The following is a 16,118-nucleotide window of genomic DNA, read 5'->3' as shown; positions in this document are numbered from 1 at the left end:
CACATTATCCTTAGCTATGTCCACTTTGCGGAAACTCATTCAATCTCTTAGCGGAAGCCTTTATATCATCGCTAACAATGCTTCTGCATCGCGGACAGCCGGCTGAATGGCCGCTTCCCAAAAATCCCGCTTTGTCAGATCGGCGCCGAGATGCTTCATCGCCAGTTCCTCAACAGACATGGAGGCTGTATCTTTTAAGAGCGCAATATATTTTTCTTCAAATGCCGCTCCCTCTTTCAGCGCTTGCGCGTAAATGCCAAGTGAAAACAAGTAGCCGAACGTATAAGGAAAATTGTAGAACGGGATAGACGTAATATAAAAATGAAGCTTTGATGCCCAAAAGTACGGATGATACTCGCCAAGCGCTCCGCAAAACGCTTCTTTCTGAGCTTCTTCCATCAGCTCGTTCAGCCTTCCGGCGGATACGACGCCGTTTTTTCGTTCATCGTAAAAGCGGGTTTCAAATAGGAATCTTGCGTGAATGTTCATAAAAAAGGCGACGCTTCGCTGAACCTTATCTTCCAGAAGGACGAGTTTTTCTTCGTCTGAACCGGCTTGTTTTAATGCCGCATCAGCCACGATCATTTCTGCAAAAGTGGACGCGGTTTCCGCCACGTTCATCGCGTACGCCCTGTTCAGCGGCCTAACGTCCAGCATGGATTCCTGATGAAAGGCATGGCCAAGCTCATGCGCCAGAGTGGACACGTTTGACTGGCTTCCTGCAAATGTCATAAATATTCTCGATTCCCCGCTGTCAGGAAAATTGGCGCAAAAGCCGCCCGGGCGTTTGCCTCCCCTGTCCTCAGCTTCAACCCATCTGTCTCTGAGCGCTTTTTCGGCAAAGGAGGAGAGCTTTTTTCCAAACGTTTTAAACTGCCCGGTAATAAAAGCGGCTGCCTCTTGATACGAATATTCCTTTGCCGCTGAACCGAGCGGCGCTTCGACGTCATACCAGCTCAGTTTATCCAGCCCGAGCACAGACGCCTTCCGGGAAAGATAGTCTGCAAACGGCTTTTTATGATCAATGATGACCTGCCACATGACATCAAGGGTTTCCTGCTTCATGCGGTTGATGTTCAGCGGTTCTTTCAATACATTGTCCCACCCTCTTGCCTCATAGACGTTCAGTCTGAAACCGGCGAGGTGATTCAGCGTGCTGCTGAGCAAATCAGCGTGCTGTTTCCAGCCGTGGTCCAAATTTTCCGATACGGAGCGGCGGATCTTTCTGTCAGGTTTAGATGTCAGGTTCTGCGCTTGTCCGACAGACAGAATTTTCGTCTCGCCATCTTCTTCATACGGAATTTGAATTTGGTCGACGATGCTGTCGTACATATCGCCCCAGGCATGATATCCGTCAACAGACAAGCCTTGAATCAATGTTTCCTGTTCGGAACTAAGCTTTTCTGTTACCCGCTCCCTTCTCTCATTCAAAATATAAGCGATAGCGGAAATGCCTTCATCTTGTAGAAGCGCTTCCCATTCTTCATTTGGGACAACGGCAAATTTGCTGTCAAGCACGACCAGCGCCTTCTGCGCATCGGCAGCGAGCTGGGTGACTTCAAAATTAAGGGCATTCGCCTTTAAATCCGCGGTGTCCTGGGCTTGGAGACATCCGACAAAAGCGTCTGCTTCGCGGATTTTAACATCAATTGTTTCAAAAAGCGCCAAGGTTTCTTTCAATTCATCAAGGCTGCTTTTTGAAACGGTAAGAGCCTCGGCAGAGCGTTTAAAAGTTGAAAGCAGTGCTTTAATCTCATTTAAATATTGACGGAACTCGGCGGAGCCGCTCCCGCCTTTAAATAAAACCTCGAGATCCCACGTATCTTTAAGTTGATGAAATGTCATTATTCCCGTCCCCTTTCATTGGCTTGTTTCCATTATAAGATAAATTTGCCTTTTCAGGGCAAATAAAAAACGGCCGGCTTGTGAGCCGGCGCGCCTCTTCCCTGATCATATTACAGCTGCCTCATCCGTTTGACCGCATAGCTGGCCGTCAATAAACCGATTAGGCCGAACACAAATAAAAACAATCCGCCTTTACTTTGCGGCTGGCCGTGAACACCATCTGTGCCGCTTGCTATTTCCGCGCTGAAAGGTTCTGCGATTTGCAAAGCCTGAAGCAGCCTGCCGTCCTCCCCTTTAATGTTAAGGATTCCGTCGCTGTCTACATTTTCACTCAGGGCTTCACCTTTCTTTTTCGTCACGTATAAATGGTTTTTCAGCTCATGGCTCGTCCCGTTCTGGTCGGTAAACGCCTCTCCCTTTTTGAGTTCTTGTGTCTCGTAATTGTGAAATCCTTCATCCAGAAGCGTTTTTGTATCGCTGTACATCATTTTCTTGCTATCGGCCTTCATGACGACGGCGATTAAATCAAGGCTGCCCCGCGTTGCCGTCGTGACAAGGGTATGCTTTGATTCATCCACAAACCCTGTTTTGCCGCCGGTTATTCCTTTGTAAGGAATCTCACCTGTCAACATTCGGTGATGGTTTTTCAGTGTCGTGTCCCACGTCTGTCCGTGCCAAGCCGTTTGCTTTTCCGAAAAAAGCGCTCGAAACGTTTTGTTTTTCATGGCGTACTGGGTAATTCTCGCCATGTCGGCGGACGTCGTATAATGATTTTTGTCAAACAGTCCGTGAGGATTCACAAAATGAGTGTCATGCACTCCGGCATGCTCAGCAATAAACGCGTTCACATCATCCGCAAACTGTTTCACGCTTCCGCTGACATGTTCGGCGATCGCCGTTCCTGCGTCATTTCCCGAATTCATCAAGAGCCCTTGGAGCAGCCGTTTTAATGGAACCGACTCCCCCGCTTCCAGATATACGCTTGATCCTTCCGTTTGAGCGGCATTTTTGCTGACTTTCACACGATCTTCTAAATTTCCGTTTTCTATTGCATAAATCGCCGTGGCAATTTTTGTAATGCTGGCCGGATACATTTTTTTGCGGCTGTTTTTTTCATAGAGAACCTGCCCCGATTTCCCATCGATCAATATGGCGGAAACACTTTTAATTTCCGGTTTGTTTTTTTCTCCTGCTTGAGCCGAGCTATGAAAAAACAGCGTCAGACATAGTACAATAATGAACAGGAGGGATCGTTTAACATTCATCGTGTCACCCTGCCTTCTTTCTCTCTTGCGTTTTTTTATAAAAAATAGGTCTTTTAGCACTTTTTAAATTTTATCAATGATAAACTGCCGCTGACAAGCCTTTTTTTGTCAACAAGCCAAAATTTTGAATGGAGGAAACTCATTGAATAATAAAATCGCCATCGTAACAGGCGCGACGAGCGGATTTGGTTTATTGACCGCTTTAAAACTCGCCGGCACTCATTTCGTCATCGCAACGGCGCGCCATCCAGAAAAAGCGGAAGCTTTGCGGAACCGGATAGCGGAGCTTTCAATCGATTCATCGATTGCAGTCGCTGAACTAGACGTCACAAACGAACAATCGATTTCATCATTTACCGAAGAGCTGAAACGGTACGGACAGATAGACGTTCTCGTCAATAATGCAGGAACGGCATACGGCGGATTTGCTGAAGATCTTTCTCTTGACGACTACAGAAAACAGTATGAGACAAATGTTTTCGGCCTGATGGCGGTAACGAAAGCAATCCTTCCTTATATGAAGAAACACAGCGGCGCCAAAATCATTAATTTGAGCAGCATCAGCGGGCGGATCGCTTTCCCCGCTTTCTCGGCATATGCTTCATCAAAGCATGCGGTTGAAGGCTTTTCAGAAAGCCTCCGCCTCGAACTCCGCCCATTCGGGATCGATGTGGCCGTCGTCCAGCCGGGATCGTATCAGACGGCGATTTGGGAGACATCGTTGGCCGCCCAGGTCACTGCTCCTGAAGCCGAATCACGGTACAGTACATATTTTGAGCGGATCTCCGCCTATATTGCGGCTGGCCGCAAACATTACGGAAACCCTGATGATGTGGCTGAACTGATCTGCCGCCTCGCGGTAAAAAAGCGGCTGAACAGACTGCGCTATCCGATCGGCAGGGGCGTCCGCCTCCTGATCCTCCTCCACAACGCCCTGCCATGGCGGATTTGGGAACGCGCGGTCATAAAAAATTTGTTTAAATAAGGTTATTTAAAATAATTATAATTTAGTATTGATTTTAATTTTGTATTTGTTATAATATAATTAACAAATGAAAAACACGAGGAGGAAATATCACATGATCTCTCAACAATTAAAACAGCAAAATCCTGTACTTGAAAACTCAATGAATACAAATTTGTCCAACTGGTTCATCCTCTACACGAAGCTTCACCGTTTTCACTGGTATGTAAAAGGGCCGCAGTTCTTTACCCTTCATGAAAAATTCGAAGAGCTTTACAACCATGCCGCAGAAACAACAGATGTGGTCGCGGAACGCTTGCTGGCCATCGGCGGACAGCCGCTCGCCACAATGAAAGAATACCTTGACCACGGCACAATCGAGGAAAACGGATCCGAAAAAACGGCCGAAGAAATGGTTTCCGCACTTGTCAGCGATTACCGTCAAATCCGCGATGAAATTCAGCATACCATAGAACTGGCGGAAGACAAATCAGACCATTCTACCGCTGACCTTTATATCGCCCTGACAGAGGAAATTGATAAGCAAATTTGGATGCTTTCTTCATTTTTGGACAAGTAATATGAAAAAGCCATGGCGTCTGCCATGGCTTTTATTTATGATTTACTTTTCGCAAGCTTTGCTTTCATTGTTGTTTGCTTTCCGTTTCTCAGCACCTCAAATGTGACGGTATCTCCTGCTTTTGCTTCAGTATAAAGAATTTTTCTGAGGTCTGAAGTGGTTTCGACGTTTTTGCCGTTCATTTTGGTGATGACGTCGCCGGCTTTCATGCCCGCATCAGCCGCAGGCGATTTCGGCGATACTTTATCGACGTACACGCCTTTATTGAGCTGGTCTCCGAAAAGGCCAAGCGTATTTTGCTGATACTGTTCAGGCACCTGCTGCATATCGATCATCTGCACACCCAGGAAAGGCCGTTCCACTTTTCCTTTTTCCAAAAGCTCGTCAACGATCGGCTGAACATCGTTGCTCGGAATCGCGAAACCAAGCGATTCAACACCGCTTTGGCTGATCTTCAGACTGTTGATGCCGATGACCTGCCCGCTGCTGTTAATCAGAGGCCCGCCGCTGTTTCCAGGGTTTATCGCCGCATCTGTCTGAAGGACGTTCATATCCCAATTCCCTTCAGATGTGGAGACTTCAATTGTCCGGTTGACACCGCTGATGATGCCTTCTGTAACCGTTCTTGAAAATTGAAGGCCGAGAGGGTTCCCGATCGCGATTACTTTTTCACCGGCGCGAAGTTTTGCGGAATCTCCGAAACTAGCAACCTTATCAACGCCTTTGCTGCTGATCTCTAAAACAGCCAGATCAGTCAAAGCGTCACTGCCGATAATCTTGGCATCCGCTGTCTTACCGTTGTATAAGGAGATGGTCACCTTCGAAGCGCCTTCAACGACATGGTTGTTTGTAATAATGTAGGCCTTGCCGCCGTCTTTCTTAAAGACGACGCCTGATCCCGTGCCGCTTTCCTCCACATCGTCCTCAGAGAAGCCGAAGCTCGTTTGAATATTGGAAACGCCGACGATAGCAGGCTCTAAATCTTCCACCATATCAGGCACGTTATCTGCGTTTGTGACAGGTTTTGTGGTAAAATTCTGCGACTGCTTTGGCTCTGTCTGTCCGGTTCCGGCGGTTTCGCTCGGATGATCGCCCGGAAGATACGGAGAGATTCCAAGCACTAAGCCGCCTCCGATGATGCCGCCCAAAATCGGGCTCAGCCACGAAGCCTTACGCCGCTTTTCTTTTGCCGCTCTCGTTTCCTTGGCATCTTCTAAGGCTGCAGCGGTTTCTTTATTCGTAAGATATGACTGATCGTCTGTATCCTTCTTTAAAATCAGCTCGGGCTCCTTTGCCGGCAGTTCTGACTGCTGCTCCTCAGAACCTGCCGTTTGCGGCGTCTGCGCTTCTTCTTGAAGCTGCTCTTCATTTGCATGTTTTTGTTCGTCATCGCGTCTAAAATCCATAAGCGTACACTTCCTTTATTTTTCTTGTCTTCAACTATCGCAAATGGCATAAAAGCTTTAACATCCACAAAAAAAGAGACCCGGCCGTCGTTCACCCTATGTTCATTCCCTTTCTTCCCTGATGAGTATGTTACGAAAACATTGTGGGATAAAAATGAAAAGAATATGTGAAATTATGAAAATTGACCAGACTTATGTTAAAACTAGTATAATGACGTAGAAAGGATGTGAACCGCCCTTGTCATACTCCATTTATCTAGTTGAAGATGAAGAGAATTTAAATGAATTGCTGACAAAATACTTAGAGAGTGAAGGCTGGCACGTCACTTCTTTTCTAAACGGTGAAAGTGCCAGGCAAAAAATAGGCCAGTCACCTCATTTATGGATTCTCGATATCATGTTACCAGATATCGACGGGTATACGCTAATAAAAGAAATAAAAAATCATGATCCGGAAGTCCCCGTCATTTTTATTTCTGCGCGCGATGCCGATATTGACAGAGTGCTGGGGCTCGAACTGGGCAGCAGTGACTATATATCTAAGCCGTTTCTCCCCAGGGAACTGATCATCCGCGTGCAAAAGCTGCTCAAACTGATATATAAAGAAGAACCGGGAGAAATAAAAAAAGGAACGCCTGTTTCCAGCTATGAAGTCTATGAAGACTTGAGAGAAGTCTATGAAAATGGCAGCATGATCAATTTGACGTCAAAGGAATTTGATCTTCTGCTTCTATTTATAAACAACAAAGGCCGCGCCTTTTCAAGGGAGGATATCCTCGTCAGCGTCTGGGGAGACGATTACTTCGGAACCGACCGCGTCGTCGACGATCTTGTCAGAAGGCTGCGCAAGAAAATGCCCGAACTGAAAGTGGAAACCATCTACGGGTTCGGCTACAGGATGTTGAAATCATGAAGAACAGGTCGCTCGCCTTTCAAATTTGGAGTGTCATTTGCGGCATCCTGTTAACGGTCTCGATTTTGCTGACGTTTTTATTCTCGACGACATTGCAGAACTTTTTTACTGACGAAATTTATACAAACATTGAAAATGAGCAGCATGTTCTGACAGAATACGGATTTTCCGATTCACCGGAAAGAGGCTTCGGCGGAAGCAGCGGCTCGCGAAGCACTAACCGCCGCGTTCAGCACGTCCTGCTGCCTGAGAGAGGAACCGTCTATCAAAGCCCGCAGATTCTCCCCGATTCATTTATCGAGAAGGTTCAGAAGCTCGGCAAAAGACAGGACGAGTCCTCAAAAAGGTATTCGGAGAATGTCAACGGAGAACACATTTTCTTTGTGCTCAAAAAAATCCAGACCCAGGACCAGACGTTTCTGCTGTTGTCCTATGCGCTTGATTCATACAGGGACGATTTGTCCCAGACGCTGTTTAAGCAGCTGCTGTTTATTTTGATTGTCGTCATTTTGCTGAGCTGGATTCCTTCCATCTGGCTGGCCAAATATTTATCAAGACCGCTCGTCACGCTTGAAAAACACGTCAAACAAATCTCTAAACAGGATTGGGATGATCCCGTGATTGTCGACAGGGAAGACGAAATCGGCAAGCTCGGACACACCATTGAGGACATGCGGCAAAAACTCATCCAGAAAGATGAGACAGAACGCACGCTCCTGCAAAACATCTCACACGATCTGAAAACGCCGGTCATGGTCATCCGCGGGTACACCCAGTCGATCAAAGACGGCATCTACCCTAAAGGGGATTTGGAAAATACGATTGAAGTCATTGAAGGCGAAGCTGAAAAACTTGAAAAGAAAATCAAGGATCTTCTTTATCTGACAAAGCTTGATTATTTGCTGAGACAAGAAAGACAGTACGGAACTTTTGATATACAAGAGGTCATTAAAGAAGTTGTTGAACGCTTGAAATGGTCCAAAAAAGATTTGAACTGGAAGATTGATCTTGAAGAGGAAACAATGTTGACGGGCGATCAAGAACAATGGAGCAAGCTGTTGGAAAACGTTCTTGAAAACCAGATCCGCTATGCGGAGACATGCATTGAAATCAGCGTCAGGTCAACGAAAAAACATATGTTGATCACCATTAAAAATGACGGACCACACATTGAAGAAGAGATGCTTTCCAGCCTGTATGAGCCTTTTAATAAAGGGAAGAAAGGCGAATTCGGCATTGGACTCAGCATCGTTAAACGAATCTTGACGCTCCACCATGCTGACATGACCATTCGGAATGATCAAACCGGTGTGTGCTACTCAATATCCGTTCCGCGAAATTAGACTGTAGACGCTGCAGTCTTTTTTCATATAAACGAATAGCCGTTGAAATCCCGGTAGCTCGGTTTCATCGTGTTTTTCGGTTTTTTCATCCATTTCTTTTCGCACAGGACATGCTTTGGATATTTGACTTTGTCCACCTTAATTCCCCTGCTGCGCAGACGCCTGATCATATCATCGATTTCTTTCATCAACCTTCACCCTTTCTCCACAAATTTTGACCACTCGGTCACCTTACTTTATAATATAAATAATATCAAACAAAAAAACAAGTTACAATCAAGTTAAAAATATAACGGAGCAGAAAAAGTGACCCGCCAGTCACCACGGTCCGCCGAAAGCCGCTTTCGGGTTCGATCTTTCAGGAAGGTGAAAGCCATGAAACAAAAAGAGAAAGTCATTATTGAAACAGCCATCAAACTTTTCGCCAAAAAAGGATACAGCTCTACTTCAGTTCAGGAGATTGCAAAAGAGTGCCAAATGTCAAAAGGCGCTTTTTACATTTATTTTAAATCAAAGGAAGCGCTCCTCCTTTCAGTCCTTCACTACTACTATGAAAGAATCTTTACCCGAATTCAGAAAATCAAAACGGAGCATGACCACCCGCGCGATGTGTACCGGATGCAGCTCGTCGTTTTTTTCGAAAACATTTTGGAGCACAAAGAGTTTATCACGATGCAGTTTAATGAGCGGTCAATGCCGATCAATGAAGAGATTGAAGCGTTCGCGAAAAAAATGCGGAGAACCACGCTCAGGCTGCACATCGAAAACATCCAGAACATTTACGGCAAAGACATTGAACCGTACAGCGCCGAACTGTGCTTTATGATCAACGGAATGAGCGATGTTTATCTTGAGCTGATGATTTTGCTGCACCATTCGTTCGACCTGCAGTCTCTCGCCGACCACATGCTGAACCGCCTCGACGATTTGGCAAAGGGGATGATCAAGCGCAATGATCAGCCGCTGATCTCATTCGAAAAAGCAGACAAGTGGTTCGGCCCCTTTTACACATTTGATCCGCTGAAAGACGCCCTCCTCAATGAAATGCGGGTCAAAGCGAACAAGCAGTACAACGGCGCTCCTCCTGCCGACCTTGCCGAAAGCCTCGATATTCTGGAAAAAGAGCTCAGAAAAGAAAAGCGCAAAAACGCCATCATCAAAGGCATGATATTCAACTTGAAGGAATATGACGCGATTCGAAAAGAAACGGACAAACTCGCGGAATTGATCAAAAAAGACATGCACCATCCGCACGGATGATCCGCAAAACAAAACCGGCTGCAATACATGCAGCCGGTTGTTGATTATGCTTTCGGTTTTACCATTTCTTCAGGTTTTACAACTTCGTCGAACTGCTCCTCTGTTAAAAGGTTCAGCTTGAGCGCCGCTTCTTTCAGCGTCAGCCCCTCTTTATGGGCCAGCTTCGCGATTTTCGCCGCATTTTCGTATCCGATGTGCGGGTTTAAAGCCGTAACCAGCATGAGAGAATTGGTCAGGTTCTTTTCAATTGTTTCCCGATTAGGCTCGATTCCCACGGCACACTTGTCATGGAATGAATTCATGCCGTCGGCAAGAAGCTGAACGGATTGCAGGAAGTTGTAAATAATCACCGGTTTAAAGACGTTCAGCTCAAAGTTCCCCTGGCTCGCGGCAAAGCCGATCGTTGCGTCATTCCCCATGATCTGGGATGCGACCATTGTCAGCGCTTCGCTTTGCGTAGGGTTTACTTTTCCAGGCATGATCGAGCTTCCCGGCTCATTTTCCGGAATAATTAATTCGCCGATTCCGCAGCGCGGTCCGCTTGCAAGCCATCTGACATCATTGGCGATTTTCATGAGATCTGCTGCAAGCGCTTTAAGTGCGCCATGCACGTGTGTCAGTTCATCATGGCTTGTCAGCGCATGAAACTTATTAGGCGAGCTTTTGAATGTCTGTCCGGTCAAGGCGCTGATCTCTCCGGCAACAGTGTTTCCGAATTCAGGGTGAGCATTAATGCCTGTTCCCACGGCAGTTCCGCCGATAGCAAGGTCGCGGATTTTGTCAGCCGCTTCAAGGATCATCTCTTTAGAACGGTCCAGCATGTATACCCAGCCGCTGATTTCCTGTCCCAATGTCAGCGGTGTCGCATCCTGCAAATGAGTGCGGCCGATTTTGACAATGTCTTTGAACGCTTCAGCTTTTTCATGCAGCGTGCCTCTCAAGCGGTCAATCGCCGGGATCAGTTTATCGTGAATCGCGAGGACAGCAGCCACATGCATCGCTGTCGGGAATGTGTCGTTAGAACTTTGGCTGCGGTTGACATCATCATTCGGATGAATCTTCAGGCTTGAGCCTTTTTCCTGCAAATAAGCCGTTCCCCTGTTTGCCACGACTTCATTCATATTCATGTTGCTCTGTGTTCCGCTCCCGGTCTGCCAGACGACCAGCGGAAAATGGCTGTCATACTTTCCTTCTAAAATATCATCGCATACGGAAACAATCGCTTCCTTTTTTTCCGCTTCAAGATTGCCAAGCTTTTCATTGGCAATCGCGGCGCTTCTTTTTAAAATTGCAAACGCATACACAATTTCCTGCGGCATTTTCTCAGAACCGATTTTAAAGTTCTCTTTGCTTCTTTGGGTTTGGGCTCCCCAAAACTTATCGGCGGGAACCTTGACTTCACCCATCGTATCTTTTTCAATTCTGTAATCCACTTTCGAATCCCTTCCTTCTCTAAATCTGCAATAATCTATATTTCGATAAAAATCGATAAAACCCTTCCATTTAAATTTTATCTTTATTTTAATTTTAGCTCAATATAAACTCGGGAATCTTTTGCATATTTATATTTCGGGTTTGTCTTGCCGTATTCTTTCGATACATATGAAACCTCATAATGCTTAGAAAAAGATTGGATAATGCGTTCAATCTCTTCCGGTTTCCCCGTAAGCCTGATCTGCGCCAACTTTTCTCACTCCGTCTCTGTTCAATGAAAATTTCACCAAACACTACTGTAACACAGTATATTGTTTTTTTAACAGGAAAAGATAACCTATATCAAATTCCAGAAACACCAGGGCAGGTGACGATCATGACTCAATCGGAATTCAAGGAACACATCCATGAGAATCTCGCAATTCTCCTTCCCCATCTTGAGCACAACGATGATCTGGTTCAAAACAAAAAAATGCTGAAAAACGGAATCATTTTTTACTTTTTGTACTTTAAAGATTTGAATGACGACAAGAAAATCCAAAAAGCCGCGAAATTGCTGGTCTCCGATGACAGCTCTTATTCACTGGAGGATGTCCGGCTCCGTTTAAATGAGCTGAATGCGGAACCCGTCACAAAAGAGAAAGACGCCATCAACGCGATTTTCAAAGGAAAGTGCCTGCTCTTGATCAATGGCATGAATGTTATTTTTGCGCTGCCGACAGCCGAGAAAAAGAAAAGAAGCCTTGGAGAAGTGAATACGGAAAACGTCGTCAGAGGCCCGAAAGTCGGTTTTATCGAGGATGTCGATACAAATGTGGCCCTGGTCAGGCAGCGTGTCCCGGATCAAGAACTGACCGTGGAAAAAATCCCGCTCGGCAAGAGCAAGTTTAAAGACGCGACCATTCTCTATATCCAGGGCAAAGCGGACGATTCGATCATTAAAGATCTTAAAAAACGCCTCAAGAAGGTTCGGCTGGATGATATTCAAGATTCGGGCGTTCTTGAAGAATTAATCGAGGATAATAAATACTCGCCGTTCCCGCAAATTCAGAACACCGAAAGGCCTGATAAGGTATCTTCCGCGCTGTTTAATGGACGGATCGCCATCTTTGTCGATTACTCGCCGTTTGCCCTGATCGTTCCCGTTTCTTTCGGCATGGTGATGCAGTCCCCGGACGATTTTTACGAAAGGTGGATCGCCGCGACCTTAATCAGATTTCTCAGGTTCAGCTCAATTTTCATCACCCTGTTCCTGTCGGCGTTTTATATTTCGCTTGTGTCTTTTCATCAAGGCATGCTGCCGACAGCACTCGCTGTTACGATTGCAAGCACGCGCGAAAATGTGCCGTTTCCGCCGCTCCTTGAAGCGCTGATTATGGAAGTAACGATCGAGCTCTTAAGGGAAGCGGGACTTCGGCTTCCCAATCCGCTCGGCCAGACGATCGGCCTCGTGGGAGGCGTCGTCATCGGACAGGCGGCGGTCGAAGCCAATATCGTCAGCTCCGTGATGGTCATCATCGTCAGCATTATCGCTCTTGCGTCATTTACTGTGCCGCAATACGGCATGGGCCTGTCGTTTCGCGTGCTGCGGTTTATTTCCATGGTAGCTGCAGCCGTGTTCGGGCTTTACGGGATCATATTATGCATGCTCGTCATCTTCACCCATTTAGTCAGGCAAAGAAGCTTCGGCATCCCGTATTTTAACCCGAACCATTTTTTCAGCTTAAAACATACCGATGAAGCCATCATTCGTCTGCCAACAAAAGACCGGGAGGTGAACCCTGAAAATGGATCCAAGAAATCAGCACGATCGGATTAGCACGTATGAAGCCGCTTCGATCATTACGAGCACAATGCTCGGGGCAGGCCTGCTGACGCTGCCGAGGGCGCTGACGCAAAAGACGCTGTCGCCCGACGGATGGATCGTATTGATCGTAGAGGGGCTCGTCTTTTTTCTCATTATCTACATCAATGCCAAAATCGTTAAAAAGCACAACGTCCTGTCTTTTTTTGATTACACAAGAGAAGGCTGTGGCTTTATGATCGGGAATATTCTCAACCTTTTAATCGTTTTATACTTCATGGGCGTGGCCAGCTTTGAAGCGAGGGCAATGGCCGAAATGGCAAAGTTTTTCCTGCTTCAGTTCACACCGATGAGCGTGACAATTTTTGCTTTTATCGTTTGTGCAATTTATTTGGTGATCGGCGGTCTCAGCGATATGTCAAAGTTATTTCCGTTCTTTCTGTCCATTACGATCGTCGTTCTTCTCGTCGTTTACGGACTGAGCATGAATATGTTTCAGCTGAACCATTTACGCCCTGTCCTCGGCCTTGGATTGGAGCCGGTCAGCAGAGCTTTGACGGTGGTTTCCATATCATTTTTAGGGGTGGAGCTGATGATGTTTCTGCCGAAATACGTCAAAAACAAAGACAAGCTTTTTAAGGCATCCGCGATCGGATTTGGGATCCCGCTCTTCTTATACATTCTCACCTTCACAGTCGTTGTCGGGGCGCTGACAGCGACTGAGGTTATGACAATGACATGGCCGACGATCTCTTTATTTCAGTCTTTTGAGATAAGAGGAATTTTCATCGAAAGGTTCGAATCTTTTTTGCTCGTCATTTGGACGATCCAGTTTTTCACAACATTTGTCGTCTATACGTACTTTGCCGCCTCAGGACTTGAAAACGTATTCGGTTGGCCTGTGAAAAAAAACGTCCTCTTCATCGGCGCCATCGTTTATCTGGCATCTCTTGTACCGCGGGACGCCAACCAGGTCGGCGCCTTCAGCGATTACCTTGGGTATATCTTTATCGTTGTCTTCTGCGTGCTCCCGATTCTGATCTTTTTGCTCGTGTCCGTCAAAAGGAGGTTTACGTCATCGTGAAAAAAAAGGGATTGTTAGCCGTCTTGTCCCTGCTTCTTCTTTTAACAGGCTGCTGGGACAGCAGACAGATCGAAAAGCTCAGCATCGCCATCGGCCTTGCCCTCGATAAAGGTGAGGATGATAAAAAGGTGAAATTGACGTACCAGTTTCTCGTTCCTAAAAAGATCGGACAAGACGGCAGCGCCCAGGATCCGACCAAAGTGGTGTCCACCTCTGGAAATACGGTTCATCAAACCATTCGTTCCACCGCTTTGAAAAATTTTCCGGTATTCTCGCAGCATCTGCAAGTCCTGATTTTCTCGGAGGAACTTGTGTCCGATATTTCTCTGGAAGCGTTGATCAATCAGTTTATCCGGGACAACAGCATCAGAAGGAGCAGTGAGGTCTATATGACGCCCCGGGCGGCCGGCAGCATTTTGAAGATTGACGATGCCGGAGATCCCGCGTCTGACGTGATCCACAACATCTCTGAAAACAGAGCCTCAACGATCAAGCTGCTCAAGCCTGTCACATTGGGCGACATTTCAATCAAAATGCAGTCTGATTTGTCTTTTATCATGCCGAAGGTTGTCGTCGAAAAGGGACAGCTTCAGCTTGAAGGAGGCGCCGTGATCAAAAACAACAAATATCATGCAAATCTTTCGCCCCCTCAGATCGAAGCGCTGAATTTATTAACGGGCCATGTAAACGGAGGGGTGATCGACTCAAAGCATGATGGACATTTGTTCTCGTATGAAGTGTTTTCGATGACACACCGCGTGCGGGCGATGAGGCAAAACGGAAAGTACAAATTTGTCATCAATGCCAATATTAAAGGAAGGCTGTCAGAGGACTGGTATCTGGGAGAGGATTCTTTTAATGATCAATATATTAAAAACATAGAGAAATCGGTTCAAAGAGACATCGAAAAGCGGGTTGAGCAGCTGATCCATGTCCTGCAGCACGATATTAAAACGGACGTCACCGATCTTTCCGACAATGCGCGGATCAATTTTCCGAAGGAATGGGAAAGAGACAGATCCAATTGGGATAAGCACTTCAGCGAAGCCGATATCGACTACCATATCAAAGCGACGATTCAGGACTTTGGGACAAAAGGTTCGACAAAAAGCAGATAGCGGCCTGTTTTTCTGATAAAATGTGTGTGAAAGGGTGATGAGCTTGAAGCGGATATTGCACATGACAGGCATTTTTTTGATTGCAGCGGGAGTCATTCTGTCCGGATTCATTATCAGTGATGTCGCTTATGATCCGTTTATGGAGGATTCGCAGTCGATGCTTTTCTTTACGATCGGCACTTACCTCACCACTCCATTTTTTTGCTTCATCGGCGGATTCATTTTGCTAGGCATCGGCAAATTGATCGACTTGCAGGAGAAGCACAATGCCATAGTGGCCGAGCGGCTCGGCATCATTTGCCAAAACGGCACAGCGGGCGAACATGCACGCGAGGAAAACGAGACCGCCCAACTTACCGCCAGCACGGTTGAAACAGATTCAATCACTCTTCCTGCAGATGAGGACCGAAAATATTGGAACGGCTGAAAAACGGCTTTCTTGAGAAAGCTGTTTTTTGTTTTGTCAGTCGACAAGTTTGTTTCGGTGGGCGTAGACTGCGGCTTGTGTCCGGTCATCGACTTCAAGCTTGGAAAGGATGTTTGTCACATGCGTTTTAACTGTTTTAATGGTGATAAATAATTCTTCGGCAATATCTTTGTTCGTTTTGCCTTCTGCTACAAGCTTGAGAATTTCCAATTCTCTCGCTGTCAGCGATTGATGAAGGGGCTGTTCGCCGGCTGAATGTCTCAGCCTGGACAACACTTTTCCTGCAACTTTGGCTTCAAGCTTTGGTTCTCCAACGCTCGCAGCCCTGATCGCATCGGCGATTTCACTCGCTTTCGACGTTTTCAGCAAATAGCTGAGCGCTCCGGCTTCGATGACCGGATAGACCTTGTCATCATCAACGAAGCTTGTCAGAACGATAATTTTCGGATCGGCAAGCTGCCGGCAGATTTCTTTCGTGGCCTCAATTCCGTCCATCCCTTCCATCACAAGATCCATCAAAATCACGTCGGGTTTGGTTTCAAGCGCCAATTCAACACCGCGCTTCCCGTCTGAAGCCTCTCCAATCACTTCAATATCAGGCTGGGATTCCAGGAAAGCGGCCAGCCCCATTCTCACCATTTCATGATCATCAATTAACAATACTCGAATCACCTT

The 16,118-nt window shown here is 46.4% G+C and carries 16 protein-coding genes; 9 read left to right on the top strand and 7 right to left on the bottom strand.

Features of this window, described 5'->3' with window-relative positions:
• Positions 1-60: 60 nt before the first annotated feature.
• Both MST20_RS11340 and MST20_RS11335 read right to left on the bottom strand, forming a co-directional pair.
• Positions 61-1,845, bottom strand: coding sequence for a M3 family oligoendopeptidase (locus tag MST20_RS11340; protein ID WP_243942242.1), 1,785 nt, complete (start codon positions 1,843-1,845; stop codon positions 61-63).
• A gap of 110 nt (positions 1,846-1,955) precedes the next feature.
• Positions 1,956-3,110 carry a D-alanyl-D-alanine carboxypeptidase family protein gene (locus tag MST20_RS11335; RefSeq protein WP_243942240.1) on the bottom strand — a complete coding sequence of 385 codons (1,155 nt, stop codon included), beginning with the start codon at positions 3,108-3,110 and terminating at the stop codon, positions 1,956-1,958.
• 142 nt (positions 3,111-3,252) lie between these two features.
• On the opposite strand from MST20_RS11335, the gene MST20_RS11330 reads away from it, so the two are divergent.
• Positions 3,253-4,095 carry an oxidoreductase gene (locus tag MST20_RS11330; protein ID WP_243942238.1) on the top strand — a complete coding sequence of 281 codons (843 nt, stop codon included), beginning with the start codon at positions 3,253-3,255 and terminating at the stop codon, positions 4,093-4,095.
• A 94-nt stretch (positions 4,096-4,189) separates the two neighbouring features.
• Positions 4,190-4,654 (top strand): Dps family protein, encoded by a 465-nt coding sequence (locus MST20_RS11325; protein ID WP_243942236.1) that lies wholly within the window; start codon positions 4,190-4,192, stop codon positions 4,652-4,654.
• A 35-nt stretch (positions 4,655-4,689) separates the two neighbouring features.
• Here MST20_RS11325 and MST20_RS11320 read toward each other — a convergent pair whose 3' ends face one another.
• A complete protein-coding gene (locus MST20_RS11320; RefSeq protein WP_243942234.1) occupies positions 4,690-6,060 on the bottom strand; it encodes a S1C family serine protease in 1,371 nt (456 codons plus the stop codon).
• A gap of 238 nt (positions 6,061-6,298) precedes the next feature.
• Here MST20_RS11320 and cssR point away from each other — a divergent pair, with 238 nt between their 5' ends.
• Both cssR and cssS read left to right on the top strand, forming a co-directional pair.
• Positions 6,299-6,973, top strand: coding sequence for a two-component system response regulator CssR (gene cssR, locus MST20_RS11315; RefSeq protein WP_243942232.1), 675 nt, complete (start codon positions 6,299-6,301; stop codon positions 6,971-6,973).
• On the top strand, positions 6,970-8,316 hold the full coding sequence (cssS, locus tag MST20_RS11310; RefSeq protein ID WP_243942230.1) for a two-component system sensor histidine kinase CssS: 1,347 nt from the start codon (positions 6,970-6,972) through the stop codon (positions 8,314-8,316). The genes cssR and cssS overlap by 4 nt, the downstream gene beginning before the upstream one ends.
• A gap of 23 nt (positions 8,317-8,339) precedes the next feature.
• Here the strand turns inward: cssS and spxO are convergent, their stop codons facing one another.
• Positions 8,340-8,504, bottom strand: a complete 165-nt coding sequence (spxO, locus tag MST20_RS11305; protein ID WP_023856228.1) for an anti-adapter protein SpxO — start codon at positions 8,502-8,504, stop codon at positions 8,340-8,342.
• Between the two features lie 187 nt (positions 8,505-8,691).
• On the opposite strand from spxO, the gene MST20_RS11300 reads away from it, so the two are divergent.
• Positions 8,692-9,576, top strand: a complete 885-nt coding sequence (locus MST20_RS11300; RefSeq protein WP_165428022.1) for a TetR/AcrR family transcriptional regulator — start codon at positions 8,692-8,694, stop codon at positions 9,574-9,576.
• Positions 9,577-9,620: 44 nt separating this feature from the next.
• Here the strand turns inward: MST20_RS11300 and fumC are convergent, their stop codons facing one another.
• Together fumC and MST20_RS11290 are read right to left on the bottom strand one after the other, a co-directional pair.
• Positions 9,621-11,009, bottom strand: coding sequence for a class II fumarate hydratase (fumC, locus tag MST20_RS11295; RefSeq protein ID WP_145650746.1), 1,389 nt, complete (start codon positions 11,007-11,009; stop codon positions 9,621-9,623).
• A gap of 83 nt (positions 11,010-11,092) precedes the next feature.
• On the bottom strand, positions 11,093-11,260 hold the full coding sequence (locus MST20_RS11290) for a YvzF family protein (protein WP_020452898.1): 168 nt from the start codon (positions 11,258-11,260) through the stop codon (positions 11,093-11,095).
• Positions 11,261-11,386: 126 nt separating this feature from the next.
• Between MST20_RS11290 and MST20_RS11285 the strand changes: the two genes are divergently transcribed.
• The 4 genes from MST20_RS11285 to MST20_RS11270 are packed head-to-tail and all read left to right on the top strand — an operon-like array spanning position 11,387 to position 15,443.
• Positions 11,387-12,829 carry a spore germination protein gene (locus MST20_RS11285; protein WP_243942228.1) on the top strand — a complete coding sequence of 481 codons (1,443 nt, stop codon included), beginning with the start codon at positions 11,387-11,389 and terminating at the stop codon, positions 12,827-12,829.
• Positions 12,798-13,898, top strand: a complete 1,101-nt coding sequence (locus MST20_RS11280; RefSeq protein WP_165428024.1) for an endospore germination permease — start codon at positions 12,798-12,800, stop codon at positions 13,896-13,898. Before MST20_RS11285 ends, MST20_RS11280 begins: the two co-directional genes overlap by 32 nt.
• Positions 13,895-15,016 carry a Ger(x)C family spore germination protein gene (locus tag MST20_RS11275; RefSeq protein ID WP_243942226.1) on the top strand — a complete coding sequence of 374 codons (1,122 nt, stop codon included), beginning with the start codon at positions 13,895-13,897 and terminating at the stop codon, positions 15,014-15,016. The genes MST20_RS11280 and MST20_RS11275 overlap by 4 nt, the downstream gene beginning before the upstream one ends.
• Positions 15,017-15,059: 43 nt before the next feature.
• Positions 15,060-15,443, top strand: coding sequence for a hypothetical protein (locus MST20_RS11270; RefSeq protein WP_347880865.1), 384 nt, complete (start codon positions 15,060-15,062; stop codon positions 15,441-15,443).
• Positions 15,444-15,479: 36 nt separating this feature from the next.
• Here MST20_RS11270 and liaR read toward each other — a convergent pair whose 3' ends face one another.
• Positions 15,480-16,115 carry a two-component system response regulator LiaR gene (gene liaR, locus MST20_RS11265; protein ID WP_243942222.1) on the bottom strand — a complete coding sequence of 212 codons (636 nt, stop codon included), beginning with the start codon at positions 16,113-16,115 and terminating at the stop codon, positions 15,480-15,482.
• Between the last annotated feature and the right edge of the window lie 3 nt (positions 16,116-16,118).

The sequence above is a fragment of the Bacillus sp. B19-2 genome (assembly GCF_022832475.1).
Taxonomy (GTDB): domain Bacteria; phylum Bacillota; class Bacilli; order Bacillales; family Bacillaceae; genus Bacillus; species Bacillus paralicheniformis.
This window is presented reverse-complemented; position numbering and strand designations above follow the sequence as displayed.

Coding starts and splice junctions, on each gene's coding strand:
- spxO (WP_023856228.1), bottom strand. CDS start 8,504: ATGAAAGAAATCGATGATATGATCAGGCGTCTGCGCAGCAGGGGAATT.
- MST20_RS11325 (WP_243942236.1), top strand. CDS start 4,190: ATGATCTCTCAACAATTAAAACAGCAAAATCCTGTACTTGAAAACTCA.
- MST20_RS11300 (WP_165428022.1), top strand. CDS start 8,692: ATGAAACAAAAAGAGAAAGTCATTATTGAAACAGCCATCAAACTTTTC.
- MST20_RS11320 (WP_243942234.1), bottom strand. CDS start 6,060: ATGGATTTTAGACGCGATGACGAACAAAAACATGCAAATGAAGAGCAG.
- MST20_RS11285 (WP_243942228.1), top strand. CDS start 11,387: ATGACTCAATCGGAATTCAAGGAACACATCCATGAGAATCTCGCAATT.
- MST20_RS11335 (WP_243942240.1), bottom strand. CDS start 3,110: ATGAATGTTAAACGATCCCTCCTGTTCATTATTGTACTATGTCTGACG.
- MST20_RS11280 (WP_165428024.1), top strand. CDS start 12,798: ATGGATCCAAGAAATCAGCACGATCGGATTAGCACGTATGAAGCCGCT.
- MST20_RS11340 (WP_243942242.1), bottom strand. CDS start 1,845: ATGACATTTCATCAACTTAAAGATACGTGGGATCTCGAGGTTTTATTT.
- cssS (WP_243942230.1), top strand. CDS start 6,970: ATGAAGAACAGGTCGCTCGCCTTTCAAATTTGGAGTGTCATTTGCGGC.